Source organism: Patulibacter sp. SYSU D01012 (assembly GCF_017916475.1).
GTDB lineage: Bacteria > Actinomycetota > Thermoleophilia > Solirubrobacterales > Solirubrobacteraceae > Patulibacter.
On record NZ_JAFMTB010000002.1, the window covers coordinates 1,117,251 to 1,144,211 of the forward strand.

Annotated in this window: 23 protein-coding genes; 7 read left to right on the forward strand and 16 right to left on the reverse strand. The window is 76.4% G+C overall.

Translation table 11 applies throughout. The features are described from left to right. Positions 1 to 170 precede the first annotated feature (170 nt). Positions 171 to 533, forward strand: a complete 363-nt coding sequence (locus tag J3P29_RS14690; RefSeq protein ID WP_210494439.1) for a helix-turn-helix domain-containing protein — start codon at positions 171 to 173, stop codon at positions 531 to 533. A 141-nt stretch (positions 534 to 674) separates the two neighbouring features. Here J3P29_RS14690 and J3P29_RS14695 read toward each other — a convergent pair whose 3' ends face one another. Beyond that, on the reverse strand, positions 675 to 1,664 hold the full coding sequence (locus tag J3P29_RS14695) for a malate dehydrogenase (protein WP_210494441.1): 990 nt from the start codon (positions 1,662 to 1,664) through the stop codon (positions 675 to 677). 222 nt (positions 1,665 to 1,886) lie between these two features. Here J3P29_RS14695 and J3P29_RS14700 point away from each other — a divergent pair, with 222 nt between their 5' ends. Next, a complete protein-coding gene (locus J3P29_RS14700; RefSeq protein WP_210494443.1) occupies positions 1,887 to 3,059 on the forward strand; it encodes a site-2 protease family protein in 1,173 nt (390 codons plus the stop codon). Between the two features lie 90 nt (positions 3,060 to 3,149). Here the strand turns inward: J3P29_RS14700 and J3P29_RS14705 are convergent, their stop codons facing one another. The 6 genes from J3P29_RS14705 to J3P29_RS14730 form a co-directional block, all read right to left on the reverse strand. Beyond that, the gene (locus tag J3P29_RS14705) at positions 3,150 to 3,923 is read right to left on the reverse strand and encodes a succinate dehydrogenase/fumarate reductase iron-sulfur subunit (RefSeq protein WP_210494445.1); all 774 of its coding nucleotides are present in this window, start codon (positions 3,921 to 3,923) and stop codon (positions 3,150 to 3,152) included. After that, positions 3,920 to 5,842 carry a fumarate reductase/succinate dehydrogenase flavoprotein subunit gene (locus J3P29_RS14710; protein WP_210494448.1) on the reverse strand — a complete coding sequence of 641 codons (1,923 nt, stop codon included), beginning with the start codon at positions 5,840 to 5,842 and terminating at the stop codon, positions 3,920 to 3,922. The genes J3P29_RS14705 and J3P29_RS14710 overlap by 4 nt, the downstream gene beginning before the upstream one ends. After that, a complete protein-coding gene (locus J3P29_RS14715; RefSeq protein WP_210494451.1) occupies positions 5,839 to 6,606 on the reverse strand; it encodes a succinate dehydrogenase cytochrome b subunit in 768 nt (255 codons plus the stop codon). The genes J3P29_RS14710 and J3P29_RS14715 overlap by 4 nt, the downstream gene beginning before the upstream one ends. Positions 6,607 to 6,764: 158 nt before the next feature. Then, positions 6,765 to 7,709 carry a PhnD/SsuA/transferrin family substrate-binding protein gene (locus tag J3P29_RS14720; protein WP_210494453.1) on the reverse strand — a complete coding sequence of 315 codons (945 nt, stop codon included), beginning with the start codon at positions 7,707 to 7,709 and terminating at the stop codon, positions 6,765 to 6,767. A 43-nt stretch (positions 7,710 to 7,752) separates the two neighbouring features. Further along, the gene (locus tag J3P29_RS14725) at positions 7,753 to 8,412 is read right to left on the reverse strand and encodes a response regulator transcription factor (protein WP_210494455.1); all 660 of its coding nucleotides are present in this window, start codon (positions 8,410 to 8,412) and stop codon (positions 7,753 to 7,755) included. Next, on the reverse strand, positions 8,400 to 9,695 hold the full coding sequence (locus tag J3P29_RS14730; protein WP_210494458.1) for a sensor histidine kinase: 1,296 nt from the start codon (positions 9,693 to 9,695) through the stop codon (positions 8,400 to 8,402). Before J3P29_RS14730 ends, J3P29_RS14725 begins: the two co-directional genes overlap by 13 nt. 118 nt (positions 9,696 to 9,813) lie before the next feature. On the opposite strand from J3P29_RS14730, the gene J3P29_RS14735 reads away from it, so the two are divergent. Next, positions 9,814 to 11,454: a PQQ-dependent sugar dehydrogenase gene (locus J3P29_RS14735; RefSeq protein WP_210494461.1), complete on the forward strand. Its 1,641-nt coding sequence runs from the start codon at positions 9,814 to 9,816 to the stop codon at positions 11,452 to 11,454. Positions 11,455 to 11,514: 60 nt separating this feature from the next. Next, positions 11,515 to 12,510: an NADPH:quinone oxidoreductase family protein gene (locus tag J3P29_RS14740; RefSeq protein WP_210494464.1), complete on the forward strand. Its 996-nt coding sequence runs from the start codon at positions 11,515 to 11,517 to the stop codon at positions 12,508 to 12,510. 44 nt (positions 12,511 to 12,554) lie between these two features. Here the strand turns inward: J3P29_RS14740 and def are convergent, their stop codons facing one another. Both def and J3P29_RS14750 read right to left on the reverse strand, forming a co-directional pair. Next, positions 12,555 to 13,133, reverse strand: a complete 579-nt coding sequence (gene def / locus J3P29_RS14745; RefSeq protein WP_349239854.1) for a peptide deformylase — start codon at positions 13,131 to 13,133, stop codon at positions 12,555 to 12,557. 56 nt (positions 13,134 to 13,189) lie between these two features. Next, a complete protein-coding gene (locus J3P29_RS14750) occupies positions 13,190 to 14,293 on the reverse strand; it encodes an aspartate-semialdehyde dehydrogenase (RefSeq protein ID WP_210494473.1) in 1,104 nt (367 codons plus the stop codon). Positions 14,294 to 14,415: 122 nt separating this feature from the next. Between J3P29_RS14750 and J3P29_RS14755 the strand changes: the two genes are divergently transcribed. Further along, complete coding sequence (locus J3P29_RS14755) at positions 14,416 to 14,820, forward strand: SPW repeat protein (RefSeq protein ID WP_210494475.1); 405 nt, start codon at positions 14,416 to 14,418, stop codon at positions 14,818 to 14,820. Positions 14,821 to 14,929: 109 nt separating this feature from the next. Here J3P29_RS14755 and J3P29_RS14760 read toward each other — a convergent pair whose 3' ends face one another. Further along, on the reverse strand, positions 14,930 to 15,658 hold the full coding sequence (locus J3P29_RS14760) for an SMI1/KNR4 family protein (RefSeq protein ID WP_210494477.1): 729 nt from the start codon (positions 15,656 to 15,658) through the stop codon (positions 14,930 to 14,932). A gap of 100 nt (positions 15,659 to 15,758) precedes the next feature. Continuing rightward, the gene (locus J3P29_RS14765) at positions 15,759 to 17,108 is read right to left on the reverse strand and encodes an aspartate kinase (protein WP_246851931.1); all 1,350 of its coding nucleotides are present in this window, start codon (positions 17,106 to 17,108) and stop codon (positions 15,759 to 15,761) included. Between the two features lie 141 nt (positions 17,109 to 17,249). Between J3P29_RS14765 and J3P29_RS14770 the strand changes: the two genes are divergently transcribed. Continuing rightward, complete coding sequence (locus tag J3P29_RS14770) at positions 17,250 to 18,323, forward strand: LLM class flavin-dependent oxidoreductase (RefSeq protein WP_210494479.1); 1,074 nt, start codon at positions 17,250 to 17,252, stop codon at positions 18,321 to 18,323. Positions 18,324 to 18,405: 82 nt separating this feature from the next. On the opposite strand, the gene J3P29_RS14775 is transcribed toward J3P29_RS14770, so the two are convergent. From J3P29_RS14775 to J3P29_RS14795, 5 genes are all read right to left on the reverse strand, one after another. Further along, positions 18,406 to 19,851 carry a hypothetical protein gene (locus J3P29_RS14775; RefSeq protein ID WP_210494481.1) on the reverse strand — a complete coding sequence of 482 codons (1,446 nt, stop codon included), beginning with the start codon at positions 19,849 to 19,851 and terminating at the stop codon, positions 18,406 to 18,408. A gap of 94 nt (positions 19,852 to 19,945) precedes the next feature. Further along, positions 19,946 to 20,593, reverse strand: coding sequence for a recombination mediator RecR (locus J3P29_RS14780; RefSeq protein WP_210494483.1), 648 nt, complete (start codon positions 20,591 to 20,593; stop codon positions 19,946 to 19,948). A 3-nt stretch (positions 20,594 to 20,596) separates the two neighbouring features. Next, a complete protein-coding gene (locus tag J3P29_RS14785) occupies positions 20,597 to 20,932 on the reverse strand; it encodes a YbaB/EbfC family nucleoid-associated protein (RefSeq protein WP_210494485.1) in 336 nt (111 codons plus the stop codon). Continuing rightward, positions 20,932 to 23,289, reverse strand: a complete 2,358-nt coding sequence (dnaX, locus tag J3P29_RS14790; RefSeq protein ID WP_210494487.1) for a DNA polymerase III subunit gamma/tau — start codon at positions 23,287 to 23,289, stop codon at positions 20,932 to 20,934. The genes J3P29_RS14785 and dnaX overlap by 1 nt, the downstream gene beginning before the upstream one ends. A 118-nt stretch (positions 23,290 to 23,407) precedes the next feature. After that, entirely contained in the window at positions 23,408 to 24,118 is a 711-nt protein-coding gene (locus J3P29_RS14795; protein ID WP_246852212.1) for a YceH family protein, read from the reverse strand. Between J3P29_RS14795 and J3P29_RS14800 the strand changes: the two genes are divergently transcribed. Next, complete coding sequence (locus J3P29_RS14800; protein WP_210494491.1) at positions 24,117 to 25,742, forward strand: hypothetical protein; 1,626 nt, start codon at positions 24,117 to 24,119, stop codon at positions 25,740 to 25,742. The two genes, J3P29_RS14795 and J3P29_RS14800, sit on opposite strands and share 2 nt — an antisense overlap. Positions 25,743 to 26,961: the final 1,219 nt, after the last annotated feature.

The window sequence follows — 26,961 nt, forward strand, 5'->3', positions numbered from 1 at the left end:
GCCGGACGCAACACCGTTCACGCCCCACGGTCGACGGTGTAGAGCAGGATTCCTACCACATCACGGGGTATGCGGTAGGATCGCCCGCGACGCATTTCCGTGGGGTCGGACCAGGCCGCCCCCAACCCCGGCCGGCGTCGCCCCCCTTCCCTCCAACCGAGGTTTCACCCATGTCGGACTTCCTCTCCGAGAAGCGCGACGAGATCCAGGCCCGCCTGGACGAGCTCGCCCCGCTCATCGCCGAGCACGACCGCCTGCGCCGCGCCCTGGACGCGCTCGACGGCGTCGACCACAGCTCGTCCAGCACGCGCTCGAGCGGCACCGGCCGCGGCGCCGGCCGTCCGCGCGGGTCGGGCGAGCGCTCGCGCCAGGCGCTCGAGCTGCTGCGCAAGGAGCCGGGCCTCGGCGCCGCCGAGGTGGCCCGCCGCATCGGCGTGCACCCCAACTACGCGTACCGCATCCTCCCCGGCCTGGAGGAGCAGGGGCTCGTCGAGAAGCGCGACCGCGTCTGGTACGCGAAGGACGCCGCCTAGCCCCGCATCCCCCGGCTCCCGCTCTGCGGCGGGCGCCCTCCCCGGCCCGCCGCGCGCGGCGCCGGGACGACGAAGGCCCGGCGTCCGCCGGGCCTTCCGCGTTCCGGGGCCGGTCCCCGCCGGAGCGGGGACCGCAGGCCGCTAGATCAGGCCCAGGCCCTTCACCGCGTCGCGCTCCTCGGTCAGCTCCTGCACCGAGGCGTCGATGCGCTCGCGCGAGAAGGCGTCGATCTCGAGGCCCTGGACGATCTCGTACTTCCCGTCCTTGCACACCACCGGGAACGAGGAGATGATCCCCTCCGGCACCCCGTAGGAGCCGTCGGACGGGATGCCCATCGACGTCCAGTCCCCCTCGGGCGTGCCGTTGACCCACGTGTGGATGTGGTCGATCGCGGCGTTGGCCGCCGACGCCGCGGAGGACGCCCCGCGCGCCTCGATGATGGCGGCGCCGCGCTTGGCGACGGTGGGGATGAAGTCGTCCTGCAGCCACGCCTGGTCGTCCACGAGCTCGGCGGCGTTCTTGCCGCCCACCTCGGCGTGGAAGATGTCCGGGTACTGCGTGGCCGAGTGGTTGCCCCAGATCGTGAGCTTCTTGATGTCGCTCACCGGCACGCGCAGCTTGTTCGCCAGCTGCGAGATGGCGCGGTTGTGGTCCAGGCGGGTCATCGCGGTGAACCGCTCCGCGGGGACGTCGGGGGCGTGGGCCTGGGCGATCAGGGCGTTGGTGTTGGCGGGGTTGCCGACCACCAGCACGCGCACGTCGTCGGCGGCGCCGGCGTTGATGGCCTCGCCCTGCGGCTTGAAGATCCCGCCGTTGGCCTCGAGCAGGTCGCCGCGCTCCATGCCCTTCGTGCGCGGCCGCGCCCCGACGAGCAGGGCGACGTTCACGCCGTCGAACGCGCGCGTGGCGTCGTCGGTGATGTCGATGCCCTTCAGGAGCGGGAAGGCGCAGTCGTCGAGCTCCATCGCGGTGCCCTCGGCGGCCTTGAGCGCCGGCGGGATCTCGAGCAGGCGCAGCTTGACGGGCACGTCGGGCCCGAGCAGCTGCCCGCTGGCGATGCGGAACAGCAGCGCGTAGCCGATCTGACCGGCGGCCCCGGTGACGGTGACGTTGACGGGCGACTGGGTCATTGGTCCTCCTGCGGTGGGATGCGGAGCGTCCGGTGCGGTCCGCCGCGCGCGGGGCGCGGCTCCGGGCCGGTCGTGCGGGCGATGCTATCCCCCGGGCCGCCCGCACGGCGTGCGGCGACGGCCGTCCGCGCCCCGCGCGCGCGGGCGGTCGCGGCGCGACGGGCCGCCGTACGCCCCGCATCCCGGGCCCAGGACCCGGCGGACCTGCGACGATGGGCGCGCATGCCCACCGCCACGCGCTCCGTGAAGCTCGCCGAGGTCTTCGGCATCCGGATCGGCGCGAACCCCAGCTGGTTCCTCGCGCTGCTCCTGATGATCGTCCTGCTCGGCGACCGCTTCGAGGTCGCCCTGCCCGACCTGTCCCCCGCGGGCGCCTACGGCCTCGCCGTCGTCGCGGCGGTCCTCTTCTTCGTCTCGCTGATTGCGCACGAGCTCGGCCACGCCCTGGCCGGCCGGCGGTTCGGGATCCGGACGGAGGGCATCGACCTGTGGCTGCTCGGCGGCGTCGCGCGGCTCAGCCGCGACTCGCGCACGCCGAAGGAGGAGTTCGTCGTCGCCTTCGCGGGCCCGGCCGTGACGCTCCTGATCTGCGCGCTGGGCGTCGGGGCGGGCCTGCTCCTCGGGACCGCCGACGAGCTGGAGGACGCGATCCGCGTGTCCGGCACCGAGACGACCGCCGCCCTGTCGCTCGTCGGCTGGCTGACGCTCGTCAACGGCGTGCTGTTCGTCTTCAACATGGTCCCGGCCTTCCCCCTCGACGGCGGCCGCATCGCCCGCTCGATCGCGTGGAAGCTGACCGGCGACCGCCGCCGCGCCACCGTGGTGGCGGGGTTCCTGGGCCGCGGCTTCGCCGTGCTGCTCGGGGCCTACGGCGTGTACCTGCTGATGGAGGGCGACTCGTTCGGCGGCATCTGGTACCTGCTGCTGGCGTGGTTCGTCGCGGGCGCGGCCCGGGCGGCCGTCGTCACCAGCGAGATCTCGGAGCAGCTGCACGAGGTCGCAGCCGGGGACATCATGGACGCCGGTCCGCCGTGGCTGCCCGCCGACGTGACCGTCCTGGACGCCGAGCACGAGACCTTCGCGCCGTTCCGCGTGGCGTGGGCGGCGATGCTCGACCCGGACGGCCGGTACCTGGGGATCGTCACCCGCGACCGGGTGCGCGACGAGCTCGCCGCCGGACGGCCGGGCGTCGAGGCGCGCGAGCTGCTCGAGCGCGAGCGGCCGCAGGTCGACCCGACGCTGGCGCTCGAGGACCTGCTGGCGAGCGACGACCTGCGTCGCCTGGGGGCCGTGCCGGTGGTCGACGCCGACGGCGTCATGCGCGGCCTGGTGACCTTCGCCCAGGTGCGCGACGCGCTCGCGCGGGCGCTGCCCGGCGCCGACGTCCGCGCCTGAGCGGTCGCCCCGGAACGACGACGGCCCGCCGCGGGAGCGACGGGCCGTCGGGCAGCGGGCGCCCCGCCGGAGCGGGGCCGGGGCTCGCGGCTACTGCGCCACCATCTTCGGCGCGTGCGGGTTCGGCTTCTGGCGCACGGCCGAGCGGTACTCGCGGTAGAGCATCCCGATGACGTCGATCGAGATGTCCTGCGGGCAGACGCGGGAGCACTCGCCGTAGTTCGTGCAGCCGCCGAAGCCCTCCTCGTCCATCTGGTGGACCATGTTGCGCGTGCGCTCCGCGCGCTCGGGCTGGCCCTGCGGCAGGATGTTCAGGTGCGTCAGCTTGGCGCCGGTGAACAGCATCGCCGCGCCGTTCGGGCAGGCCGCCACGCAGGCGCCGCAGCCGATGCAGATCGACGCGTCCATCGCCCGCTGCTGCGTCTCCGGCGTGACCGGGGCCGCGTTCGGCTCGGGCTGCGGGCCCGTCGTCACCGAGACGTAGCCGCCGGCCTGGATGATCCGGTCGAAGGCGGAGCGGTCGACGGCCAGGTCGCGCACGACCGGGAACGGGTTGGCGCGGAACGGCTCGACGTAGATCGTCGACCCGTCCTCGAAGTCGCGCATGTACGTCTGGCACGTCGTGACCTGGTTGGGCCCGTGCGGCATGCCGTTGATCGTCAGCGCGCAGGTGCCGCAGATGCCCTCGCGGCAGTCGCTGTCGAAGGCGACGGTCCGGGCGCCCTTCGCGATGAGGCGCTCGTTGAGGACGTCCAGCATCTCCAGGAACGACGCGTCGGGGTCGATGCCCTCGACGTGGTGCGTCTCGAAGTGCCCGGGATCCTCCCGGACGTCCTGTCGCCAGATCTCGAGCTGGAAGTTCACTTGTAGCTCCTCGTCGCCAGGGCGATCTCTTCGAAGGCCAGCTGCTCGTCGTGGGGGGTGAAGCGGCCGTCGTCGCCGGCGCGCTCGTCGAACGCCCAGGCGGTCGCGACGGCGAAGTTCTCGTCGTCGCGGAGCGCCTCGCCGTCCTCGGTCTCGTGCTCGCCGCGGAAGTGGCCGCCGCACGACTCCTCGCGCCGCAGCGCGTCCTCGCACATGACCTCGGCGAGGTCGATGAAGTCGACCAGGCGGCCCGCGTACTCCAGGCTCGGGTTGAGCTCGTCCGTCTTGCCGTCGACGCGGACGTCCTCCCAGAAGGACTTCCGGATGTCGCGGATCTGGTCGATCGCCTCCGTCAGGCTCTCGCGCGTGCGGAGCATGCCGCACTTGTCGAGCATGATCTGGCCCATCTCGCGGTGGATGGCCTGCGGCGCCTTCGTGCCCTGCACCGCCATGAGCCGGTCGATCTGGCCGCGGACGTCCGCCTCGGCCGCGTCGAACGCCTCGTGCGTGGTGTCGATCCCCGGATTGGGGTTCGTCGCGATCTTGTGCATGACGGTGTGCGGCGCGACGAAGTACCCGTCGGCCAGCGCCTGCATGAGCGCGGAGGCGCCCAGGCGGTTGGCGCCGTGGTCGGAGAAGTTGGCCTCGCCGATCGCGAACAGGTTCGGGATCGTCGTCTGCAGCTCGTAGTCGACCCAGAGCCCGCCCATCGTGTAGTGCGGGGCCGGGTAGATCATCATCGGCGTGACGTACGGGTCGTCGCCGGTGATGCGCTGGTACATCTCGAAGAGGTTCTGGTACTTGCGCTGGATCGCGTCGTGGCCCTGCTCCTCGATCGCGTCGCGGAAGTCCAGGTACACGCCGCGGCCGGTGCCGCCGACGCCGAGGCCGTCGTCGCAGACGATCTTCGCGGCGCGCGAGGCGATGTCGCGCGGGACCAGGTTGCCGAACGCGGGGTAGCGCTCCTCGAGGAAGTAGTACCGCTCCTCCTCGGGGATGTCGGCGGCGAGCCGGTCGTCGCCCGGCTTGCGGGGCACCCACACGCGACCGTCGTTGCGCAGCGACTCCGACATGAGCGTCAGCTTCGACTGGTACTCGCCGCTCTGCGGGATGCAGGTCGGGTGGATCTGCGTGAAGCAGGGGTTCGCGAAGAGCGCCCCGCGCCGCGTCGCCTTCCAGGCGGCCGTGACGTTGGAGTTCATCGCGTTCGTCGACAGGTAGAAGACGTTGGAGTAGCCGCCCGACGCGAGGACGACGACGTCCGCGACGTGGCGCTCGATCTCGCCGGTGACGAGGTTGCGGGCGATGATGCCGCGGGCCTCGCCGTCCACCAGCACGACGTCCAGCATCTCGTGGCGGTTGTAGACCGTCACGCCGCCGGCGTTGACCTGATGCTGCAGCGCGCTGTAGGCGCCGAGCAGCAGCTGCTGGCCGGTCTGGCCGCGCGCGTAGAACGTGCGCTGCACGAGCACGCCGCCGAACGAGCGGGTGGCCAGCTGGCCGCCGTACTCGCGGGCGAACGGCACGCCCTGGGCGACGGCCTGGTCGATGATGTTGGCCGACAGCTCGGCCAGGCGGTAGACGTTCGCCTCGCGCGAGCGGAAGTCGCCGCCCTTGATCGTGTCGACGAACAGGCGGCGGATCGAGTCGCCCTCGTGGGCGTAGTCCTTCGCCGCGTTGATGCCGCCCTGGGCCGCGATGGAGTGCGCGCGGCGGGGGCTGTCCTGGAAGCAGAAGCTCTTGACCTTGAAGCCCTGCGCGCTCAGCGTGGCCGCGCACGAGGCGCCGGCGAGGCCCGTCCCGACGACGATGACCGTGTGCTTGGGGCGGTTGCGCGGGCCGACGAGCTTGTGGGCGTCGAGCCAGGTCGTCCACTTGTCCTCGATGGGACCGGCGGGGATGCGGGCGTCGAGGATCATCGGGCGACCTCCAGGGCCGTCTGGGCGTGGGTCGTGATCGGCTCGGCGAGCACCCCGGTCCACATGAAGATCGGGATGAGGACGAAGCCGACGGCCACGACGACGGCCACGGTGGCCGACGTCAGGCGCAGCGCGCGGTTGCGGGCGGGGCGGTCGGCGCCGAGCGACTGGAACGCGCTCCACACGCCGTGGTGCAGGTGGAACATGAGCGCCGAGACGGCGGCCACGTAGAGCAGCACGAAGTACCACTTCTGGAACGCGCCGTAGAGGTTCTCGTAGATCGCGCCCTCGCGCAGCGGCGTGACGTCGATCGTCAGCGTCGTGAACTGCAGGATGTGGAAGATCACGAAGGCGAGCAGCAGCGGGCCGCTGATGCGCATCGTCATGGAGGAGATCGAGCGGCCGATGCGCTTGCCGGGGTGCCCCTTCGGGCGCGCGGCGCTGCTGCGCTTGGCGAGCTGGAAGACGCCGACGACGTGGACGATCAGCGCGGCCAGCAGGACGACGCGGATCACCCACAGCACGAACGAGTAGGGCAGCAGCGGCGTGCCGAACTCGCGGAGCCAGTGGCCGTACTCGTCGATCCGGGGGCTGCCGCCGTCGGGCCCCTGCAGGGCCGTCAGGTTGCCGACCATGTGGAGGATGACGTAGGCCACGAGGACGAAGCCGGTGATCGCGACGATCACCTTCTTGCCGACGTTGGACTCCCAGGCCTCCCCCAGCCAGGTGCGCCTGCGTTTGCGGGTCAGTTCTTGCGTCGCCACAGCCCGCCGGATACTACGCCCCGATCGCTCGCGACGACCCCTCCTCCCGGGCGGCCCGTGTACGCCGCGCGGCCCGGTGGGGACGGGGGTTCGGGCGCGCCGACGAGTTAGGGAACCCGACTGTTCGCCGTCCGCGGAGGGCGCGCCCCGCGCGGCGCTCAGGGCCGCAGGCCCGCCCCGACGAGGTCGTCGAGCTGGGCCGCCACCGGGCCGTACAGGTCGAGCGGGACCGACGTCAGCGGCGCCGGCTGCTGGATGCCCTGCCGGGCGGCGAGCGGCGCCAGCGTCCGGCCCGGCAGCTGGCGTACCGCGACGAGCACGAGACGGCGGAAGGCGTTGGGGATGCCGGGGCGGATCGCCACGACGTCGGCGAGCGGGCCCGTGGCGCGCCACACGCGGCGCAGGCCGCGGACCTCGCGGCGTGCGGGCCGCTGCCGCGTGAGGGCGGCGTCGACGCGGCCCGCGCGCAGGGCGCGGAGCGCCTCGGCGTCGTCGCCGGCGTCGAGCACGTCGTCCGTGGCCGGGGCGTCGGCGCGGACGCCGGCCGCGAGCAGGGCGGCCCGCGGGGCCAGGTCGCCGCCCGCGGTCAGCGGCGCGCCGAGCGCCAGGCGCCGGCCCCGCAGCCCCGCCAGGTCGCGGGGGCCGTCCCGCCGCGTCCACAGCGCCAGGGCGCCCGCGCGCGCCGGCGTGTCCTGGTCCACGGCGTAGGCGCCGACGGACGCCACGCCGGCCGCCCGATCCGCGACGACGAGCGCCGCCGGGTCGAGCTGCCCCAGGTCGACCTCGTGCACGGCGAGCGCCGTGACGACCCGCGCCTGCGTCGCGTACGGGACGACCACCACGCGGCAGCCGAGCTGCTCGGCCAGGTCGGCGCGGAAGACCTCGGCCGCGCGTGCGCCCGCGGCGTCGTCGTCCGCCAGCACGACGCCGAAGCGCACCGCCGTGCCCTCGCAGGTGCCGTCGGCGAAGCGCGTGTCCTTCGCCGGGGGATCGCCGTCGCCGGCCGCGACGCCGCGGGTCGCGAGCGCGCCGGCCGCCGCCGCGACGAGCAGCAGCAGGACCGCCAGCGCACGGCGGGACGGGCGGAGGACCGAGGGCGTCACGCCAGGGAGGATGCCGGGTCCGTCGGCGGGCCGCCGCGCCGGCTCACGCGCCGCCCGACGCCCGCAGGAGCGCCAGGACCGCCAGGACGCGCCGGTGGTCGCCCGGCGCGTTGGACAGGTCGAGCTTGCCCAGGATGCTCGTGACGTGCTTCTCGACGGCGCCCTCCGTGACCACGAGCGCCTCGGCGATGCCGCGGTTGGAGCGTCCCTCGGCCATGAGCGCCAGCGTCTCGCGCTCGCGCGGCGTCAGCCGGGACAGCGGGCCGTCCTCCTGCCGACCGCGGACCATGAGCTGCGCCACCACCTCGGGGTCGAGCGCGGTGCCGCCCGCCGCCACGCGCTCGCACGCGCGCACGAACTCGGCGGGCTCGGCGACGCGGTCCTTCAGCAGGTACCCGACCCCGCCGCGCCCGTCGGCGAGCAGCTCCGCCGCGTACGTGCGCTCGACGTACTGCGAGAGCAGCAGGACCGCCTGGCCCGGCCGGGCCGCGCGCAGCTCGAGCGCCGCGCGGACGCCCTCGTCCGTGAACGTCGGCGGCAGGCGCACGTCGAGGAGCGCCAGGTCTGGTCGCAGCGCGCCGCCGCGCCGGACGATCTCGTCCGGCGCGTCGACGGCGGCGACCACCTCGTGGCCGTGGTCGCGGAGCAGGCGGGTGAGGCCGTCGCGCAGCAGCGCGTGGTCCTCGGCGATCAGGACGCGCACGGGATGCGGGCCTCCACGGTCGTCGGTCCCCCGTCGGGGCTGGTCAGGTCGAGGGTGCCGTCGAGCGCGGCCACCCGGTCGCGGAGCCCGGCGAGGCCGCCGCCGGGCGCCAGGCGCGCGCCGCCGGGGCCGTCGTCCGTCACGCGCACCGCGAGCACGTCGTCCTCGCGGCGCACCCGCACCGTCACGCGGGTGCCGGCGGCGTGCTTGCCGGCGTTGGTCAGGGCCTCCGCGACGACGAAGTACGCGGCGGTCTCGACGGACGACGGGGGACGCTCGGCCAGCGCGACGTCCAGCTCGACGGCGACGGGGGCGCGTGCCGCGATCGACCCGATCGCCGCCTCGAGGCCGCGGTCGGCCAGGACGGACGGCGCGATGCCGCGCACGAGGTCCCGCATCTCGGCGAGCGCCCGCCGCGTCTCGTCGCGGGCGCCGCGCAGCATCTCGCGGGCCGCCTCGGGGTCGCGGGCCAGCCGCTCCTCCGCCATGCCGAGCTCCATCGCCACGGCGACCATCCGCGCCTGGGCGCCGTCGTGGAGGTCGCGCTCGATGCGCCGCAGCTCCGCCGAGGACGCCTCGACGACGCCGGCGCGCGTCTCCTCCAGGCGCGAGACGCGGGCGGCGAGGGCGGCGCGATCGTCGCCCAGCAGCGTGCGGGCCAACGCGACCTCGGCGGCGACGAGCGCGCGCGCGACGGCGAACGAGACGGGCAGCAGCGCGAAGCCCAGGACGCAGGCCACGAGCGCGAGCGGCAGCGAGTCGAAGCCGACCTCGTTGAGCCAGGTCCCGCCGCCCTCGGGCAGCGCCCAGTAGTACAGCGGGTAGAGGATCATCGACAGCGCGGTGCCCCACAGCCCGACGGCGAGCGAGAAGGCGACGACGGAGAGCGGGAACTGCACGACCAGGTAGGCCAGGTCGCGCCAGCGCCGCGGGTCCCGCACGACCTCGAGCGCCCGCGAGAACAGCGGCCCGGACGCCGGCCGGTAGTGCGCCTCGACCCGTGCCCCCGTGATCGCGGCGACGCGGTGGCGCTCGACGTCGGCGCACCAGCGCAGCACGGTGAAGGAGAGCGCGGCGACGGGCAGCCCGACCACGAGGACGAGCAGGCCCACGGAGAGCGAGGCGAGCGTCACCGCGACGGAGAAGAAGGCGGTGCCCGTGACGAGGCCCGCGACGAGGAACGCCAGGTCGCGGGCCGCGCGCCGCCCGAGCACGCCGAGGGACCGGTCCGGTCCGGCGTGCGCGGGGCCGTCGGCGGGGACGGTGGGCGTGCGGGTGCTCATGCCGGGATCGTGGCGGGTGGGCCCGCCGGCGCCCATGCGGCCTGCGGCCGGACGGGCGGGGGATATCCCCACCATCGTCGGCGGCCGGTGGCGGGCGTGGGCCGTGGGAGCATGCAGCATGGCGCTCCCCCACGTCCACCGTCCGTCCGCCGAGGTCCGCACCCGGACCGGCCCGTGCCGCGCGTGCGCGCCGCTCGCCGCGGTGCTCGCGGGCCTGGCCCTGACGCTGCCGGCCGCCGCCGGCGCCGTGCCCGTCGGGCCGCCCGTGCCCGTGGCGACGGGGCTGAACGTGCCGTGGGAGATCGCCCCCGCCCCCGACGGCCGCACCTTCGTCGTCGAGCGGGGCGGGACGATCCGCGTCATCGACGCCGCGGGGGCGCTGCAGGCCGAACCCGTGCTGCGCGCGGCCGACGTCGCGGGCGACGTGCGCAAGTTCCTCGGCCTGGCGCTGCACCCCGACTTCGCCCGCAACGGGCTGGCCTACCTGTACGTCTCGCGTGCGGAGGACCGCGACGGGAGCGGGCCCGAGAACGGGACGAACGGCGTCTGGCGGCTGCGCTCCGCGGGCGGGCGGTTCGTGGTCGACCGTCGGGTGTTCTCCGGCATCGGGTCCGACGGCAACCACGACGGCGGCCGGATGGTCTTCGGTCCCGACGGCGCGCTGTACGTCACCACCGGCGACATCCACCAGCCGTCCCGGCCGCGGGACCTCGGGTCGCTCAACGGCAAGGTGCTGCGCTTCTCGGCGCCCGGCACCGAGACGGAGCTCGGCGTGCCGGCCGACAACCCGTTCGCGGGCCGCGGCGACGCCGGCCGCTACGTGTGGTCGCTCGGGCACCGCCACCCGCAGGGGCTCGCGTTCGACGCCGCCGGCCGGTTGTGGGAGACCGAGCACGGCCCCACGGGCGAGCAGCACGGGCCGCAGTACCCGGGCGGGAACGGGCAGTCCGGGCGGGACGAGCTGAACCTGATCGTGCGCGGCGGCGACTACGGCTGGCCGACCGTGTCGGGGCCGGGCGCGGCGCCCGGGACGATCGCCCCCGTGGCCGTCGCCGGGGACCGCCCGCCGTGGGCGCCGGGCGACGTGGCGGTCGGCGGCGACGGCTCGCTCTACGCGCCGTTCCTCGCCGGTACCCAGCTGCACCGCTTCGACGTGCGGGCCGGCGCGGTGTTCGACCAGGGCACGCACCTGGCGGACCTGGGCCGCCTGCGCGTGGCCGTGGCGGTGGGTCGCGACCTGCTCGTCGCCCAGGACGGGGCGGGCGCGACGATCTACCGGGTGCCGCTCAGCGCCCCGACGCCGGGCGGCAGCGACGCCGCCGACCCGCTGCCGGATCCCCTCGCGACGACGCCGCCGCCGGGGCAGCAGCCCCTTCCCACGCCCGCGACCGCCGCGACCGCGCGGACCCGCGTCCGTGCGCTCGCCGTCCGTCTGCGCCGCGCCGCCGCCCGGCTCGGCCGGCGACGGCTCGAGCAGGGCAGCTTCGTCGCGACGAGCGCGACGGGCCTGCCGGCCGGCCGCCTGACGGTCGAGCTGCGGCTGGGGACGTCGCGTGGCCGCGTCCTGGGCGCGACCCGCCTGCGGATCCGCGCGGGCGCCGACCGCCGCGTGCGCGTGCGCCCCACCCGGGCCGGCCGGGCGCTGCTGCGCCGGACCGCGAGCCGCCGCCTGGTCGTCCGGCTGGCGCACCGCCCCGCCGCCGGCCGCACGATCGTGAGCGCGTCCGGCGCGCGCCTGGCGCGGCGCACGCGGCGCTGACCGGCCCCGCGCCCCGCGACGGCGTCCGCGCCGCCGGGGGCATGGGGTAGCGTCGCGCCCATGAAGGCGCTCCAGATCACCGAGCTCACCGGCCCCGCGACCGCGCTGCAGGCCGTCGAGCTGCCCGAGCCCGACCCGGCCGCGAGCCACCCCCTCACGCCCGGCAGCGGCGTGGTGATCGAGGTGCACGCCGCGGGCGTCTCCTTCCCCGAGGTGCTGCAGACGCGCGGCGAGTACCAGCTGAAGCCGCCGCTGCCGTTCGTGCCCGGCAGCGAGGTGGCCGGCGTGGTCCGCAGCGCGCCGGACGACGCGCCCGTGCGCGCCGGGGACCGCGTCGCGGCGCTGTGCCTGCTCGGCGGCTTCGCCGAGACCGCGGTCGCGCCGGCGCACCTGACCTTCGCGCTGCCGGACGCCCTCGACTTCGCGCAGGGCGCCGGGCTCGTCCTGAACTCCCACACGGCCTACTTCTCGCTCGTCACCCGCGGGCGCCTGGCGCCGAACGAGACGGTGCTCGTGCACGGGGCCGCCGGCGGGGTCGGCACCGCGACCCTGCAGGTGGCGAAGGGCCTGGGCGCGACGACGATCGCCGTCGTCTCGTCCGACGCGAAGGAGCGCGTCGCGCGCGAGGCCGGCGCCGACGAGGTCGTGCGCGCCGACGCCGGGTGGAAGGACCGCGTGAAGGAGCTCGTGCCCGGCGGCGTCGACCTGGTGATCGACCCCGTCGGCGGCGACCGGTTCACCGACAGCCTGCGCTGCCTGGGCGAGGGCGGGCGACTCGTCGTCGTCGGGTTCACGGGCGGGTCGATCCCCGAGGTGAAGGTCAACCGCCTGCTGCTGAACAACACCGAGGTCGTCGGCGCGGGCTGGGGCGCCTACGCGATGGCCAAGCCCGAGGTGAACCGACAGATCGGCGCCGAGATCCAGCGCCTGATCGAGGACGGCTTCGTGCGGCCGCTCGTCGGCGAGCGCTTCCCGCTGGACCGGGCCGCGGACGCGCTGGCCCTCATCGACGGCCGCGGGGCGACCGGCAAGGTCGTCCTGGACGTCCGCGGCTGACGCCCCGCCCGCGCGGGGGGTCCGCCCCGCGCGGCCGGTCGGCCTCAGTCGACCTCGAAGTCCTCGGCCGGCGGCTCCATCGGCCGCCCCTCGCGCAGCGCGCGGAGCGCGGCCTTGCGCTGCTCCTTGCTCGTCCGGTCGATCATGAGCACCCCGTCGAGGTGGTCGATCTCGTGCTGCAGCCGCCGGGCGAGGGGGCCGCTGGCCTCGATCACGTGCTCGCGGGAGCTCAGGTCCAGGCCGCGGACGCGGACGGCGACGGGCCGCTCGACCGGCACCCAGACGCCCTCGAGGGACAGGCAGCCCTCGGTCTCGACGTCCGTCTCCTCGGACGACCACTCGACGACCGGGTTGACCAGGGCGGTCGCGGCGCCGAGCACCTCGTCGCCCTCGTGGTAGACGAAGTAGCGGCGCAGGATGCCGACCTGCGTCGCCGCCAGGCCGGCGCCGAGCGCGGCGTCCATGATCGTGATCAGGCGCCGGGCCTCGCCGACGAGGTCCGCGTCGATCTCGTCGACGGGCTTCGCGACGGCCTTGAGCGCCGGGTCGCCCCACTGGCGGACCTGCGTCAGGGCCTCGCGACGGCGCTGGAGGACTTCGGGCGTGATGTCGGTGCGGGCCACGCCGCAACCGTACCGGCCGCGCGCCCGCCGGACGACGGCGGACGCGGACGGCCGGGCTAGAGCGCCGGGACCTGCTCGGCGGGCGTCGGCCGCACCAGGCCGCGCTCGTGCAGCACGACGGCCAGCTGGATCGTGTTCGTCGCGGCGCCCTTGCGCAGGTTGTCGCCGACGACGAACAGGTCGAGCGCCCGGTCGTTGCCGCGGTCCCGGCGGATGCGGCCGACGAGCACGTCGGCGCGGCCGTCCGCGTCGATCGCCATCGGGTAGACGCCCGCCTGCGGGTCGTCGCGCACCTCGACGCCCGGGGCGCGCTCCAGCAGCTCGCGCGCCTCGTCCGGCTCGAGCGGCGCGCGCGTCTCGACGTTGCAGGTCTCGGAGTGCCCGTTGATCACCGGCACGCGGACGCAGGTCGCGGACACGCGGATCGTGTCGTCGCCGAGGATCTTGCGCGTCTCGTTGACGAGCTTGAGCTCCTCGTCCGTGTGGTCGTCGACGAACGAACCGGCGTGCGGCAGCGCGTTGAAGGCGATGCGGTGCGCGTACGAGCGCGGCGCCGGCGGCTCGCTGCCGTCGAGGACCGCCCGGGACTCCTCCAGCAGCTCGTCGACCGCGGCCTTGCCGGTGCCGGAGACGGCCTGGTAGGTGGAGACGACCAGGCGCTCGATCCCGGCGGCCTGCTGGATCGGCCGCAGCGCCACCATGAGCTGCATCGTCGAGCAGTTCGGGTTGGCGACGATGCCGCGGTGGCCGTCGAGGGCCTCGGGGTTGACCTCGGAGACGACGAGCGGCACGTCGTCGTGCATGCGCCACGCCGACGAATTGTCGACGACGACCGCGCCGGCCCGGGCGAACTTCGGCGCCCACTCGCGGCTCGTGCCGCCGCCGGCGGAGAAGACGGCCAGGTCGAAGCCCTGGATGCTCTCCTCCGTCAGCTCCTGGACCGTCATGCCGCGCAGCTGCGTGCCGGCGGAGCGCGCCGACGCGAACGGCACGATCTCGCGGATCGGCAGCGACGCCCCGGCGGGCGTGCCGCCGTCCTTCGTCGGCGCCGCCGCGCCGACCCGGGTGCCGTCGTTCGGCACGCCGAGCTCGTCGAGGAGGACGCCGCCGACCTGGCCGGTGGCGCCCACCACCGCGATGCGATACCCGTCGCTGCTCATGCCCCGAAGGGTACGGGGATCCGTCCGCCCACCCCGTCCCGGCCGCGTCCGCCTGGCGCCGCCGCGCGCGTACGCCGCGCACCCACGGGTTTCCCCCGGTCGACCCGGGGTAGGCAGGGCCCATGCGACCCATCCCCGTCTCCCTCCACGCCACGGCCGAGCCGTTCATCGCGATCGTGCTGATCGCCTTCCCCTGGATCCTCGGCTACGACGACAACGACGCGGCGACGATCGTCAGCGTGGCGGCCGGCGTCGTCACCCTGCTCGTCGGCGGCTCCACGAAGTGGCGCCAGTCGCTCGTCAAGCTGATCCCGCTCCGCACCCACGCCATGCTCGACGTCGGCGTCGGCGTCGTCCTCGTCGTCGCGCCGTTCGTGTTCGGCTACACCGAGGAGACCGGCGCGATGGCCTTCCACATCGTCATCGGCCTCGGCGAGATCATGGTCGGCGTCATGACGAACTGGCGCACCGAGGACGAGGTCTCCCGCGCCCGCCCCGAGGCCGGCATCTCCAGCCGCCTGCGCTGAGCGCCCGGGCCGGGTCGCGGCACCGGCCCCTCCCCCGCCCACCACCAGCCCGGCCGCCGCGCCGAGCGTCGTCGTCCCGGGCGGCCGGCGGCGCCGACGCCCGTCCGCGTCACCAGGGCGCGGTGGCGATCTCGCGCACGTCGTCGACGCTGAGCGGCCAGCCCTTGTCCGGGTCGTACGTCAGCTCGGGCAGCGACGGGCTGGCCCAGCGGAGGGTGGCCTGCAGGTGCGCGCCGACGCTGCGGGCGATCTCCTCGGGGTCGCCCTGCAGGTCGAGGGGCAGACCGAGCAGGTCCTGCACCTCCTCCGCCACGTCCTCGTGGGCCGGATAGACGTAGTGCGCCAGCCAGCCGGTGAGGAAGGCGTAGAGGTCCTCCCCCACCACGGCGCAGGAGGGGACGTCCTCGGCCCCGTCGCCCGCGCCGATCAGCACGACGAGCGGACGGGCCGGGGCGTCCGGGTCGGGGTCGGCCGGGGACCAGACGCCGAAGACGTCGCCGCCGCCGTCGAAGCCGAACGGGATGACCTCGGCCGGGACGAACCACTCGCGCGAGCGCAGGGCGTTGCGGGCGGTCGCCAGGTACGGGCCGGCGACGCCGCGCTCCTTGACGACGGCGAAGGTGCGCAGGTTGCCCCCGGCCAGGACGGCCCCGCCGCCGATCGTGCGGTACCACTCCCGCAGCTGGGCGGGGAGCGGACGGCCGAGGCCGCGCTCGGCGGCGTCGAGCGCCTCCGTCGACGCGCCGCCGGGCAGCTCGGCGTCGGGGTCGAGCTCCTCGATCGCGCGGAGGAGCGTGTCCAGGCGCTCGGCGTCCTCGGGACTCAGGTCGGGCTGCATCACCCCGAACGCTAGAGCAGGCGGGGCGCGACCCCGATGCGGGGAGTCGCCGCCCCGTGGGGCGGTGCGGCGCCCGGGTCGCCCGGGGCGCCGCGGCCGCTCAGGAGAACTCGCCGAACGGCTGCTCGGGGCGGATCGTGTCCTCCCCCGACAGGCCGAACGCGCCGTGCAGCGCGCGGACCGCCTCGGGCACCTGGGCGCCCGGGACCACGCACGAGATGCGGATCGGCGACGTCGAGATCATCTCGATGTTGATGCCGTGCTCGCCGAGGACGGTGAAGACCTGCGCCGCGACGCCGGGGTGCGTCTTCATGCCGGCGCCGACGATGGAGACCTTGCCCATCTCGGGCTCGGTCCGCAGCTCGCGGATGCCGAGGTCGCTGACGACGGGCGCGAGCGCCTCCTCGGCCGCGCGGACGTCGTCGCGCGGGACCGTGAACGACATGTCCGCCCGCGCGCCGTCCTGCGGCGGCTCGTTCTGGATGATCATGTCGACGTTGACGCCCTTGTCGGCGAGCGCGGTCGCGATCTGCCCGGCGGCGCCGGGGGTGTCCGGGACGCCCGCCAGGGTGATCCGCGCCTCGACCGTCGAGTGCGTCACGGCGGTGATGAGCGGGTTCTCCACCTTGTTCTCCTTCGTGTTGTCGGCGGTGCGCGGGGCGTTGGCGGCCTCGGCCTCGGCCTCGGAGACGACCCAGGTGCCGGGCACGTCGTCGAAGCTCGAGCGGCAGTGGATGCGCACCCCGTGCGTGCGGGCGTACTCGACGGAGCGCAGCTGCAGCACGCCGGCGCCGGAGGACGACATCTCGAGCATCTCCTCGAACGAGACGACGTCGAGCTTCTTCGCGTGCGGCTCCACGCGCGGGTCGGCGCTGAAGACGCCGGGCACGTCGGTGTAGATCTCGCAGACGTCGGCGCCGACGGCGGCGGCCAGGGCGACGGCGGTCGTGTCGGAGCCGCCGCGGCCGAGCGTCGTGACGTCCTTCGCCGTCGAGACGCCCTGGAAGCCGGCGACGAGGACGATGCGGTCCTGGTCGAGCGCCTCGAGGATGCGGTCGGCGCGGACGTCGAGGATCCGCGCCTTCGTGTGCGACGTGTCGGTGACGATGCCGGCCTGCGAGCCGGTGAGCGAGATCGCCTGGTGGCCCAGGTCGTTGATCGCCATCGCCGCGAGGGCGCAGGAGACGCGCTCGCCGGTCGAGAGGAGCATGTCCATCTCGCGCGGGGCGGGCCGGTCGGAGATCTCGAGGGCGTCCGCGATCAGGCGGTCCGTCTCCTTGCCGCGGGCCGACAGCACGACGACGACGCGCTGGCCGGCCTCGCGCTTCTTCACGATCCGGGCGGCCGCGCGCTTGATGCGCCCGGCGTCGGCGACCGAGGTGCCGCCGAACTTCATGACGACCGTGTCGGTGGCCGTGCCGTTGACGCTCGGGATCGTGGGGGTGCTCATGCGCGGCCCCGATCCTACGGGGTCGGCCCGGCCGAGCCCCGTGCGCCGCAAGCGGACTCCGGTCCTCTTCTGGCGTCGTCAGGGGGCGGATCGTCAGTCCCAATGGACCCCGGTGGGTGCGCGCGCAACCATGGAGGCACGATGTCGACCTCCTCCGACCCGCCCGTGCCGCGCGGCACCGCCCACCGCAAGCGCCTGGGCTTCCTCTCCTTCGGCCACTGGCAGGCGGCGCCGGGGTCGCGCACCCCCACCGCCGCGGACAGCCTGCAGCAGACCGTCGAGCTGGCCGTCGCGGCCGAGGAGCTCGGCGTCGACGGCGCGTACGTGCGCGTGCACCACTTCGCGCGACAGATCGCCGCGCCGTTCCCGCTGCTCGCCGCGATGGCGGCCCGCACGAGCCGCATCGAGCTCGGCACCGGCGTCATCGACATGCGCTACGAGAACCCGCTGTACATGGCGGAGGAGGCCGCCACGGCCGACCTGCTCTCGCGCGGGCGGCTGCAGCTCGGCGTCAGCCGGGGGTCGCCGGAGCCCGCGTACCGCGGCAGCGAGGCGTTCGGCTACGTGCCGCCCGAGGGCGCGACCGCCGCGGACGTGGCGCGCGCGAAGACGTCCCTGTTCCGGCAGGCGATCGCGGGCGCCGGCGTCGTCCGCGCCGACGTGGGCGGCGCGCCGTCCGAGGCGACGCTGGCGATCCAGCCGCGCTCGCCGGGGCTGGAGGACCGCATCTGGTGGGGCTCGGGCTCCAGCGACACGGCCGTCTGGGCCGGCCGCGAGGGGATGAACCTGATGAGCTCGACGCTGCTGCTCGAGGAGACCGGCGTGCCGTTCGACGAGCTGCAGGCGTCGCAGATCCACGCGTTCCGCGAGGCGTGGGACGCCGCGGGCTGGAAGCGCGAGCCGCGCGTCTCCGTCTCGCGCAGCGTCATCCCGATCCTCGACGACACCGACCGCCGGCTCTTCGGCCGCGACGGCGGGGCGGACCAGGTCGGGCATCTGGACGGGGCGCTCTCGCGCTTCGGCCGCACCTACACGGGCGAGCCCGACGTCATCGCGGCCGAGCTGGCCCGCGACCGCGCGGTGCGCGAGGCGGACACGATCCTGCTGACGGTGCCGAACCAGCTCGGCGTGGAGCACAACGCGCGGCTGCTCGAGGCGGTCGTGCGGCACGTGGCGCCGGCGATCGGCTGGTCGCCCGCGACGGCGACGGCGTGAAGACGCCGACCGCCGGGTGCCCCACGGCGCTCGGCGGCCCGGCCGACGCCCCGGCCGGTCGGGCCCCCGCGGCGCGACCGGGTCAGCCGGCGGCGGGGCCGGCCGGCGCGGCCGGCACGACACCCGCGGCGGGCGGCGCGTCGGGGTCGGGCTGCGACTCCACCGGCGGCGGGGAGCCCGGCGCACCGGCGCAGGCGAACCCGTAGACGTCGTAGTCCTTCGGGCAGAGGTCGTCGACCCGCAGCCCGCGCGGCGGCTCGCCCGCGCCGGACGCCGCCGCGGGGGTCAGCGGCACGCGCAGCTCGCCCTCGGGCGCGCGCACCCGCAGCCCGTCGCCGGTCAGGTACAGGGCGGTGTTGACCGTCGTGAGCGGCAGCGTCGTGGCGACGGCGCGCAGGCCGGCCGCGTCGGCGACCCACAGCCGCCCGCCGGCGACGAACGCGGCCGTGCCGGGCCCCACCACGGCGAGCGTCGCCCGCTCGTCCCGCACCGTGCCGTCCGCCGCGCGCACCAGCACCCGCCGGGCGCGGGTCGCCTCGGTGCCCGAGCCCGAGGTGCCGCGTCGCCACGTCGCCTCGAGGACGACGGCCGGACCGACGGCGACCGCCGCCACGGCCCCCTCCTCGCCGTCGGCGTGGTGGTCGACGCGGTCGGAGCGCAGCAACAGGCTGCGCAGGCGCCGCCCGTCCGGCGCACAGACGTCGAGCCCGGACTGCGCCGAGACGGAGCCCGCGGCCCAGACCGCGGCGTTCAGCACGCGAACGTCCACGGCGTCGGTCGTCGCGCGCCCGACGCCGTCGCGGTCCGGCGCCTCGCACGTCGCCCGCGCGCGGCCGCGGTCCAGGTCGAGCGGCAGCACGTCGACCGGCCGTCCGGCGCGCGCCGGCACGAGCGCGACGGTCGTCGGCGACCACTGCACGATCTGCCCCGTGCGCGCCAGCCGCGCGTCGAGGCGGCCGGCGGGCACCGGCTGGGCCGCGGCGGTGCGGCGCAGCACGACGAACCGGCCGGCGCCGGACGTCGCCGTCTGCGCGACCACCCGCCCGTCCGTCGTCGCGACGAGGCGCCGCACCGTGCCGGGCACGCGCCGGACGACCGTGCCGCCGCCGTCGATGCGCCGCCAGCGCACCGTGGTGCTCGGGGCCCCCGGGCGCCGCACCGCCCACGCGACCCACGGGTCCGCGACCGCCACGGCACGCAGGGCGTCGGCCCGTCGCACGCGGATCCCCGTGGCCAGGGCGCGGCGCCGGTCGCGGAACCCGGTGGCGACGCAGAGCAGCAGCCGGCCGCGGGAGGCCGTGACGAGCGCCGCGCGGAGGCTGCTTCCCCGTGCCGTGCTCCACGGAGAGGCCGGCGGCAGGGCGACCGCCGCGCGCCGCAGCCGCGCCGAGCTCGAGTGGTCGACCTGCGTGCAGGCGCGGTCGCCCGGCCCGCCCACGGAGGCGGCGCCGGCGGCCGGAGGACCGGCCGCGAGCAGCCCGCAGGCCACCGCTCCGACGATCCCGGCCGTCCGCCACGCATCACGCATCGGCGGGAGGATAGGCCGCGCCCCGACGCGTCGCGCCGGCGATCGGCTGTCGCCCGCGACGGCGACGGCCTGAGGACGCCGGGCCGCCGTGCGCTCAGAGCGCCCGGCGGCCGGCGAACGCCCGGCCGAGGGTGACCTCGTCCGCGTGCTCCAGGTCGGCGCCGACCGGCAGGCCGGACGCCAGGCGGGTGACGGTGACGTCCGGCGCGCGCTGACGCAGCTCGTGGGCGACGTGCAGCGCGGTCGCCTCGCCCGACGTCGTGGGGTTCGTCGCCACGACGACCTCGCGCACCGGACTGCCCCCCGGGGCGCCCGGCAGCGGGGCCACCGGGTCGTCCGGATCGCCCTCCAGGACGCGCCGGTACAGCTCGTCCAGGTGCAGGTCGCCCGGCCCGACCCCGTCGACGGGGGAGAGCGCCCCGCCGAGCACGTGGTAGCGCCCGCGGAACTCGTGGGTGCGCTCGACGGGCAGCACGTCCGCCGGGCCCTCCACGACGCAGATCACCGTCGGGTCGCGGCGCGCGTCCTCGCAGATCACGCAGCGGTCGCCCTCGGCGAGGTTGAAGCAGATCCGGCAGGCCCCGATCCGCTCCTTCACCTCGATCAGGGCGGCCGCGAGCGCCCGCGCCTCGTCGTCGGGGCGCGAGAGCACGTGGTACGTCAGCCGCTGCGCGGTGCGCGGGCCGATGCCCGGCAGCCGCGAGAACGCGGCCGTCAGGCGCTCGATCGGGGCCGGCTGCAAGGGCTAGAGGCCCATCCCGCCCAGGCCGAGGGCGCCGAGGTCCATGCCGCCGGTCAGGCCGCCCAGGCGCTTCTCGGCCAGCTCCTGCGACTCGCGGATCGCCTGGTTGACGGCCGCGGTGACGGTGTCCTGCAGCAGCTCCGCGTCCTCGGGGTCGATCGCCTCGGGGTCGATGGTCACGGAGCGGACCTCGAGCGCGCCCGTGATCTTCACGGTGACCATGCCGCCGCCGGCGGTGACCTCGAGCTCCTCGTCCTTCAGCTTCTCCTGCTCCGCAGCCATCGTCTGCTGCATCTTCTGGACCTGCTTCATCATCTGCTGCACGTTCGGCTGGCGCATCAGCGGTCTCCGTCGGTCGGGGTGGTGGCCTCCGCGGCGGGCGCCGCGTCGGTGGACGTCTCGGCGGCCGTGAGCTCCTCGGCCTCGAACTCCTGCAGCACGCGGCGCACGAGCTCGGCCTCGGGCAGCACGGCCTCCTCGGGGGCCTCGAGGCCCGCGCGCTCCTCGGCCCGGATGACGAAGCGCACGCCGAGGAGCTCCTCGAGCGCGGACGCCAGCGCGTCCTTCGCGTCGTCGCGGTTGAGCAGGCGCGCGGACGAGCCCTTCCCGGCCGGCACGCCCAGGACGAGGTCGGTGCCCTGCACGGACACGGTCTGCGCCTGGCCGAGCGCGGCCCGGACGGCGTTGCCCGGCATCTGGTCGGCCAGCGTCGGCAGGAGCTCGTCGACGTCGGACGCGCTGACGCCCAGGGACGGGCGCGCGGCGGCCGGCTCGGCCGCGGCCGGCTCGGGCGCCCGGGGCTCAGGCGCCGGCGGGTCGGGTGCGGGTGAGGGGGCCGAGCCGGCGGGCGCGGCGGCCGGCGCGCCGTCGTCAGCCGCCCACGCGTCGGGCGGCGTGCTGGGGGCCGGGGTCGGGTCCGGCTGCGGTGCCCGCTCGGGCTGGGGTGCGGCCCCCTCGGGGTCGCCCCAGCCGCCGGGGTCGGGCGTCGGGGAGCGGTCGGGCGCGAGCGCCGGGGCGGACGGGGCCGGCGCGGGCGTCGAGTCCCACGCGGGCGCGCGCGTGGAGTCCCATGCGGGCGCGGGGTCGGCCTGGGGCGCGGGAGCGGGCGACGACGCCGGCCGCGAGGCGGGCTCGGCGGGACGCGGCGGCGTGGCGACCGCGGCGCGCTGCCCGTCCTCCGGGGCCGGCGGCGCCCACGCGGGGCGGGCGGCCGCGGCCGGGGCCGCACGCGGCCCGTCGTCCGGCGCGGGCGGCGCCCACGCGGGGCGTTCGGCGGGCGCGGGCGCGGACGCGGCGGGCGCGGACGCGGGGGACGCCGGCGCGGAGGCGGCCGGCGCCCCCGGGGCGGACGGCCCCGGGCCCGCGGACGGACCGCCGTCGGCCGGCCCGGGCCGCGACGGGGCGGACGGCGCGCCGTCGACGGGCGGCGCCCAGGCGGGCCGCTCCGGGGCGGCCGGGGGCGCGGGCGCGGCGGCCTGCGGGGCGGCCGCCGGCGCGGCGGGCAGCTCGCCGCCGCCCGCGACCGCGGCCTCCAGGCGGGCGATGCGCGCGGCGAGCGCCTTCGCCTGCGGGTCGATCTGCGGCAGCGCCGCGCGCACGAGCAGCAGCTCGAGCTGCGTGCGCGGGTCCGCGCCGTCGCGGACGGCGGACAGCGCGGCGGCGACCAGGTCGATGACGCGGATGATCGCCGCGCCCGACAGCACGCCGGCCTGGGCGACGGTGCGCGCGTCGCGGTCCGGGCTGATCCGCAGCTCGTCCGGCAGGCCGCCGGTCATCTTCACGAGCAGCAGCGCGCGGGCGTGCGCCTCGACGTCGCGCGTCACCTGCACCAGGTCGCGTCCCTGGGCGGACAGCTCCGCCGCCACGCCGAGGGCCGCGGCGGCGTCCCCCGCCCCCACCGCGTCGAGCGCGCGGAACAGCAGCTCGGCGTCGGCGACGCCCAGGACGGACAGGACGTCCTCGGTCGTGATGTCGTGGCCCGCGTACGTGACGAGCTGCTCGAGCGTGCCGAGCGCGTCGCGGAACGACCCGGTGGCGTGACGGGCGACGAGCGCGATCGCCTCGGGGGCGATGCCGATCGTCTCCTGCTGGGCCACGCGCGAGAGCACCCGGGAGAGCTGGTCCGGCGTCGGCCGGTGGAAGTCGAAGCGGTGGCAGCGGTCGACGACCGTCGGCAGGACCTTGTTCGCCTCCGTCGTGGCCAGGACGAAGATCGTCCGCGGCGGCGGCTCCTCGAGCGTCTTCAGGAACGCGTTCCACGCCTGCGACGAGAGCATGTGCGCCTCGTCGAGGATGTAGACCTTGTGGCGCCCGCCGACCGGGGCGAAGGCCACGGCGTCGCGGAGGTCGCGGATGTCGTCGACGGAGTTGTTCGACGCGGCGTCCATCTCGACGACGTCCATCGACGTCGCCTCGGCGATCGAGCGGCACGACTCGCAGCGGCCGCACGGGTGCGTCGTCGGCCCGGGGCGCCGCTCCGCGGGCGGGGCGTCGGGGTCGCCCTGGCAGTTCATCGACGCGGCGAGGATCTTCGCCATCGACGTCTTGCCCGTCCCGCGCGAGCCCACGAACAGGTACGCGTGATGGACCTTGTCCTGCTCGATCGCGTTGCGGAGCGTGCGGACGACGTGCTCCTGGCCGACGACGTCGTCGAACGAGCGGGGGCGGTGGCGACGGTAGAGCGACGGGGCGGACACCGCCACCGAGTCTACGCGGCGGCCCGGGGTCGGGCCCGGGCCGCTCCCGCGCGGCGGCCGCGTCCGCCGCACCGCGTGCGGTGGGCCCGTGCCGCGGCGCCCGCGCGCCGGCCGGGGGCTACGCGCCCAGGTCGGCGCGCAGGGCCGCGAGCTCCGCCCGGAGCGCCGCGACCTCGCCCTCGAGCGCGTCGACGCGGGCCGCCAGGACGCCGTCGGCCGGGGCGGCCGGCGGCGCGGCGTGCGGGCGCTCCGCGGCCGGGACCGGGGCGTCGCCCGCCCCGGCGTCGAGCGGCGTCTCCTGCGGGCCGGCGTCGCCGAGCAGCTGGACGATCCGGCCCTCCTTCTGGCCCGGGCGGCGCTCGACGCGCGCGGCCAGCCCGCGCGCGACGAGCCCGTCGATCGTCGCCTCGAGCTCCGCGCCGTCGGCGAAGCGGTGCAGCCGCTCCGTGCGCGTGCGCAGCTCGCCCGGGGTCTGCGGCCCGCGGAGCAGCAGGACGGCCAGGACCGCCTGCTCGGGCGGCGTGACGCCGAGGGTGTCGTTGAGCAGGTGGCGGTACTTCGCGGCCCGCGTCCCGCCGGCCGAGCGCGTCCAGCGGCGACGGCCCAGCTCGTCGAGCGCGTGGCGGATCTCGGCGTCGTCGTACTGCACGACGGGGTCGCGGTTGGTCGTCTGGTTGCAGGCGCCCCGCAGCGCGTTGAGCGTCAGGGGGTAGACGTCCGGGGTGGTGCGCTGCTTTTCGAGCAGGGCACCGAGCACGCGGAGCTGCACGGCGTCGGGCTTCACGCGGCGGAGCGTAGCGCCGCGCTCCGGTACCGTCGCCCCCCGCATGGACGGCTCCCGGCGCACGACGGCAGGCTCGATCGCGGCGCACGTGGGCGCCGCGTGCGGCCTCGGGCTGCTCGTGTGGCTGCTGTTCGGCCGCACCGCGTTCGTCAACTACGACAGCGCCTGGTCGCTGGACTGGATGCGCGGCCTCGTGGCCGACGGGACGCGGCCCGACCTGGAGCGGCTGTTCTCCCCCACCCCCCACCCGCTGAGCGACCTGCTCTCGGCGGTCCTGACCCCGCTGAGCGGCGCGGGCCCCGCCGGCGGCCGGGGCGTCCCCGCCGAGACGGCGCTGATCGTCCTGGCGTGCTTCTGGCTCGGCGCCCTCGGGGTCGTCGCCTTCCGGCTGGGGCAGGCGTGGTTCGGCACCGCGGCCGGCGTCGTCGCCACCGTCCTGGTGCTGACGCGCGAGCCGGTCCTCTCGTACGGCCTGCGCACGTACCTGGACCTGCCGTACGCCGTCTTCCTGCTGCTCGCGCTGCTGGCCGAGACCCGTCGGCCGCGGGGCGGCGCCCGCACGCTGGCGTGGATCACGCTGGCCGGACTGCTGCGCCCCGAGGCGTGGCTGCTGGCCGCGGCCTACGTCGGCTACCTGGCCGTCTGGCAGGTCCGCGCGGGCGGGGCGGTCCCCGCCGGCCACCCGCGCGGGCGCGCGTGGCTCGCCCGCCTGGACGTCCGCGGCCTGGCGCTGCTTGTCGGCCTGGCGCTCCTGGCGCCGCTGGGGTGGATCGTCGAGGGCCTGGTCCTGACCGGCGACCCGCTGCAGGCGCTGACCGGCACGCAGGAGAACGCGGCCGACCTGGACCGCGTGACCGGCGTCGGCTCGGCCGTGACGGTGATGCCCCGCCGCCTGGGCGAGATCGTCCGCGAGCCGGTGCTCCTCGCCGCGGCCGGTGGCGTCGTGCTGGCGCTCGCGCTCCTGCGCCGCCGCGCGGTCCTGGGCGTCGCCGCGGGCGTCGCGGCCGGCGTCGCGTTCTTCGTCCTCGCCGCCGCCGGCCTGCCGCTGCTGACGCGCTACCTCGTCTTCCCCGCCACGCTGCTCGTCGTCTTCGCCGCCGCGGGGCTGCTGGGCTGGCGGCGCCTGTCGGACGACCACCGGTGGCGGCGCCCGTGGCAGGCGTTCGCGGTCGTGTGCCTGCTGGCGTTCGTCGTCTTCGCCCCGGGGCAGGCGCGGCGGCTGGATCGCCTGCAGGCCGCGCTCGCGCTGCAGCAGCGCGTCATCGGCGACCTGCGCGCGACGACGCGCGACGTCGTCGTGCCGACCTTCGCCGCGGGTGACGCCTGCGCCGCCCGCGGGACCGCCCTGGACATCGCGCTGCCCAACCACCGGGCGGTGCCCCAGACCCTGCTGTGGCTGGGGACGGACCCGCTCGGGCCGCGAGGCGACGGAGACGCGGGGCGCCCGCCCGCGGTCGGGCCGATGACCGCCGGCCAGGCCGCACGGGTGGTCCTGCTGCCGTCGTCCGACCGCGTCGCGCGCGGGTTCATCCTGGACAAGGCCGACGGCCGGAGCGGCCTGCCCCGGCCGCCGGCCGGGGTCGTCCGCGCCGGCACGCGGGGCACTTGGACGGTCTACGGGCGCGACGCCGCCTGCGCGAGCGCGCTGCGCGCGCGGCTCGGCCGGTAGGGCTCGGGCGGCGGCGGGCGGGGGCCGGCGCCCGGGACCGCGGGTGGGGCGGGGTGCCGCGGCCGGTGAGGCGGGTTGCCGGGGGTGGTGGGGCCGATTCGCGCGGGTGAAGCGGATGCCGCGGCCGGCAAGGCCGATTGCCGCGGGCGGTGAGGCGGATGCCGCCGGCGAGGCGGATGCCGCGGGCGAGGCGGATGCCGCGGGCGAGGCGGATGCCGCGGGCGAGGCCGATTCCGTGGGCGGTTAGGCGGATGCCGGGGTCGAGGCGCATTCGTCGGCCGGTGAGACCGACTCCGGGGGTGGTGAGGCGGGTTGCCGCGGCCGGTGCGGCGGATGCCGCGGGCGAGGCGGATACCGCCGCCAGCGAGGCCGATCCCCGGGAGCGGTGAGGCGGTTGCCGCGGGCGATGAGGCGGATACCGCGGGCGAGGCGGATACGGCGGGCGGCCAGACCGACCCCGTCGGTGGTGAGGCGGGTTGCCGCGGCCGGTGAGGCGGTTGCCGCGGGCGAGGCAGATACCGCGGGCGAGGCGGATACCGCGGGCGAGGCCCATTCCCGGGAGCGGTGAGGCGGATGCCGCGGGCGAGGCGCATTCGGCGGCCGGCGAGGCCGACTCGGGGGGGCGGTGAGGCGGGTTGCCGCAGCCGATGAGGCGGATACCGCGCGCGAGGCGCATTCGGCGGCCGGCGAGGCCGACTCCGGGGCCGGTGAGGCGGGTTGCCGCGGCCGATGAGGCGGATGCCGCGGGCGAGGCGGATTCGGCGGCTGGCGAGGCCGACTCCGGGGGCGGTGAGGCGGGTTGCCGCGGCCGATGAGGCGGATACCGCGGGCGAGGCGGATACCGCCCACATACGACCGACAAGCCGCCTCACCCGTGCGAGCCGCCTCACCTCTCCGCGAAGTCGCCTCGCCTTACCGCGAAGCCGCCTCACCTCTCCGCGAAGCCGCCCCGCCTTGCCGCGAAGCCGCCCCCCCCCCCCCCCCCCGACAAGCCGCCCTCTCACCTCTCCCCTCCCCGCCAAGCCGCCCCTTCCCTCTCCCCTCCACGCCAAGCCGCCCCGTCCCGCCCGACCGCGCTCGCGCTCGCGCTCGCGGATGCGGATGCGGACGCGCCGCACCCCCGCGCACGCGTCCCGTCGACCGATGTCCGACCCGCCGGAGGGGCGACGGACCGTCGGTCGCCCGGCCCCGCGACGGCCCCGCGGCCGGGCGCTTCGGG

Excerpts from the sequence above, each read along its gene's own strand:
- J3P29_RS14765 (WP_246851931.1), bottom strand. The coding sequence starts at position 17,108 with ATGAGCACCCCCACGATCCCGAGCGTCAACGGCACGGCCACCGACACG.
- J3P29_RS14740 (WP_210494464.1), top strand. The coding sequence starts at position 11,515 with ATGAAGGCGCTCCAGATCACCGAGCTCACCGGCCCCGCGACCGCGCTG.
- J3P29_RS14750 (WP_210494473.1), bottom strand. The coding sequence starts at position 14,293 with ATGAGCAGCGACGGGTATCGCATCGCGGTGGTGGGCGCCACCGGCCAG.
- J3P29_RS14770 (WP_210494479.1), top strand. The coding sequence starts at position 17,250 with ATGTCGACCTCCTCCGACCCGCCCGTGCCGCGCGGCACCGCCCACCGC.
- J3P29_RS14695 (WP_210494441.1), bottom strand. The coding sequence starts at position 1,664 with ATGACCCAGTCGCCCGTCAACGTCACCGTCACCGGGGCCGCCGGTCAG.
- J3P29_RS14785 (WP_210494485.1), bottom strand. The coding sequence starts at position 20,932 with ATGCGCCAGCCGAACGTGCAGCAGATGATGAAGCAGGTCCAGAAGATG.
- J3P29_RS14690 (WP_210494439.1), top strand. The coding sequence starts at position 171 with ATGTCGGACTTCCTCTCCGAGAAGCGCGACGAGATCCAGGCCCGCCTG.
- J3P29_RS14800 (WP_210494491.1), top strand. The coding sequence starts at position 24,117 with ATGGACGGCTCCCGGCGCACGACGGCAGGCTCGATCGCGGCGCACGTG.
- J3P29_RS14700 (WP_210494443.1), top strand. The coding sequence starts at position 1,887 with ATGCCCACCGCCACGCGCTCCGTGAAGCTCGCCGAGGTCTTCGGCATC.
- J3P29_RS14775 (WP_210494481.1), bottom strand. The coding sequence starts at position 19,851 with ATGCGTGATGCGTGGCGGACGGCCGGGATCGTCGGAGCGGTGGCCTGC.
- J3P29_RS14710 (WP_210494448.1), bottom strand. The coding sequence starts at position 5,842 with ATGATCCTCGACGCCCGCATCCCCGCCGGTCCCATCGAGGACAAGTGG.
- J3P29_RS14760 (WP_210494477.1), bottom strand. The coding sequence starts at position 15,658 with ATGCAGCCCGACCTGAGTCCCGAGGACGCCGAGCGCCTGGACACGCTC.
- J3P29_RS14795 (WP_246852212.1), bottom strand. The coding sequence starts at position 24,118 with ATGCGGGGGGCGACGGTACCGGAGCGCGGCGCTACGCTCCGCCGCGTG.
- J3P29_RS14735 (WP_210494461.1), top strand. The coding sequence starts at position 9,814 with ATGGCGCTCCCCCACGTCCACCGTCCGTCCGCCGAGGTCCGCACCCGG.
- J3P29_RS14730 (WP_210494458.1), bottom strand. The coding sequence starts at position 9,695 with ATGAGCACCCGCACGCCCACCGTCCCCGCCGACGGCCCCGCGCACGCC.
- J3P29_RS14755 (WP_210494475.1), top strand. The coding sequence starts at position 14,416 with ATGCGACCCATCCCCGTCTCCCTCCACGCCACGGCCGAGCCGTTCATC.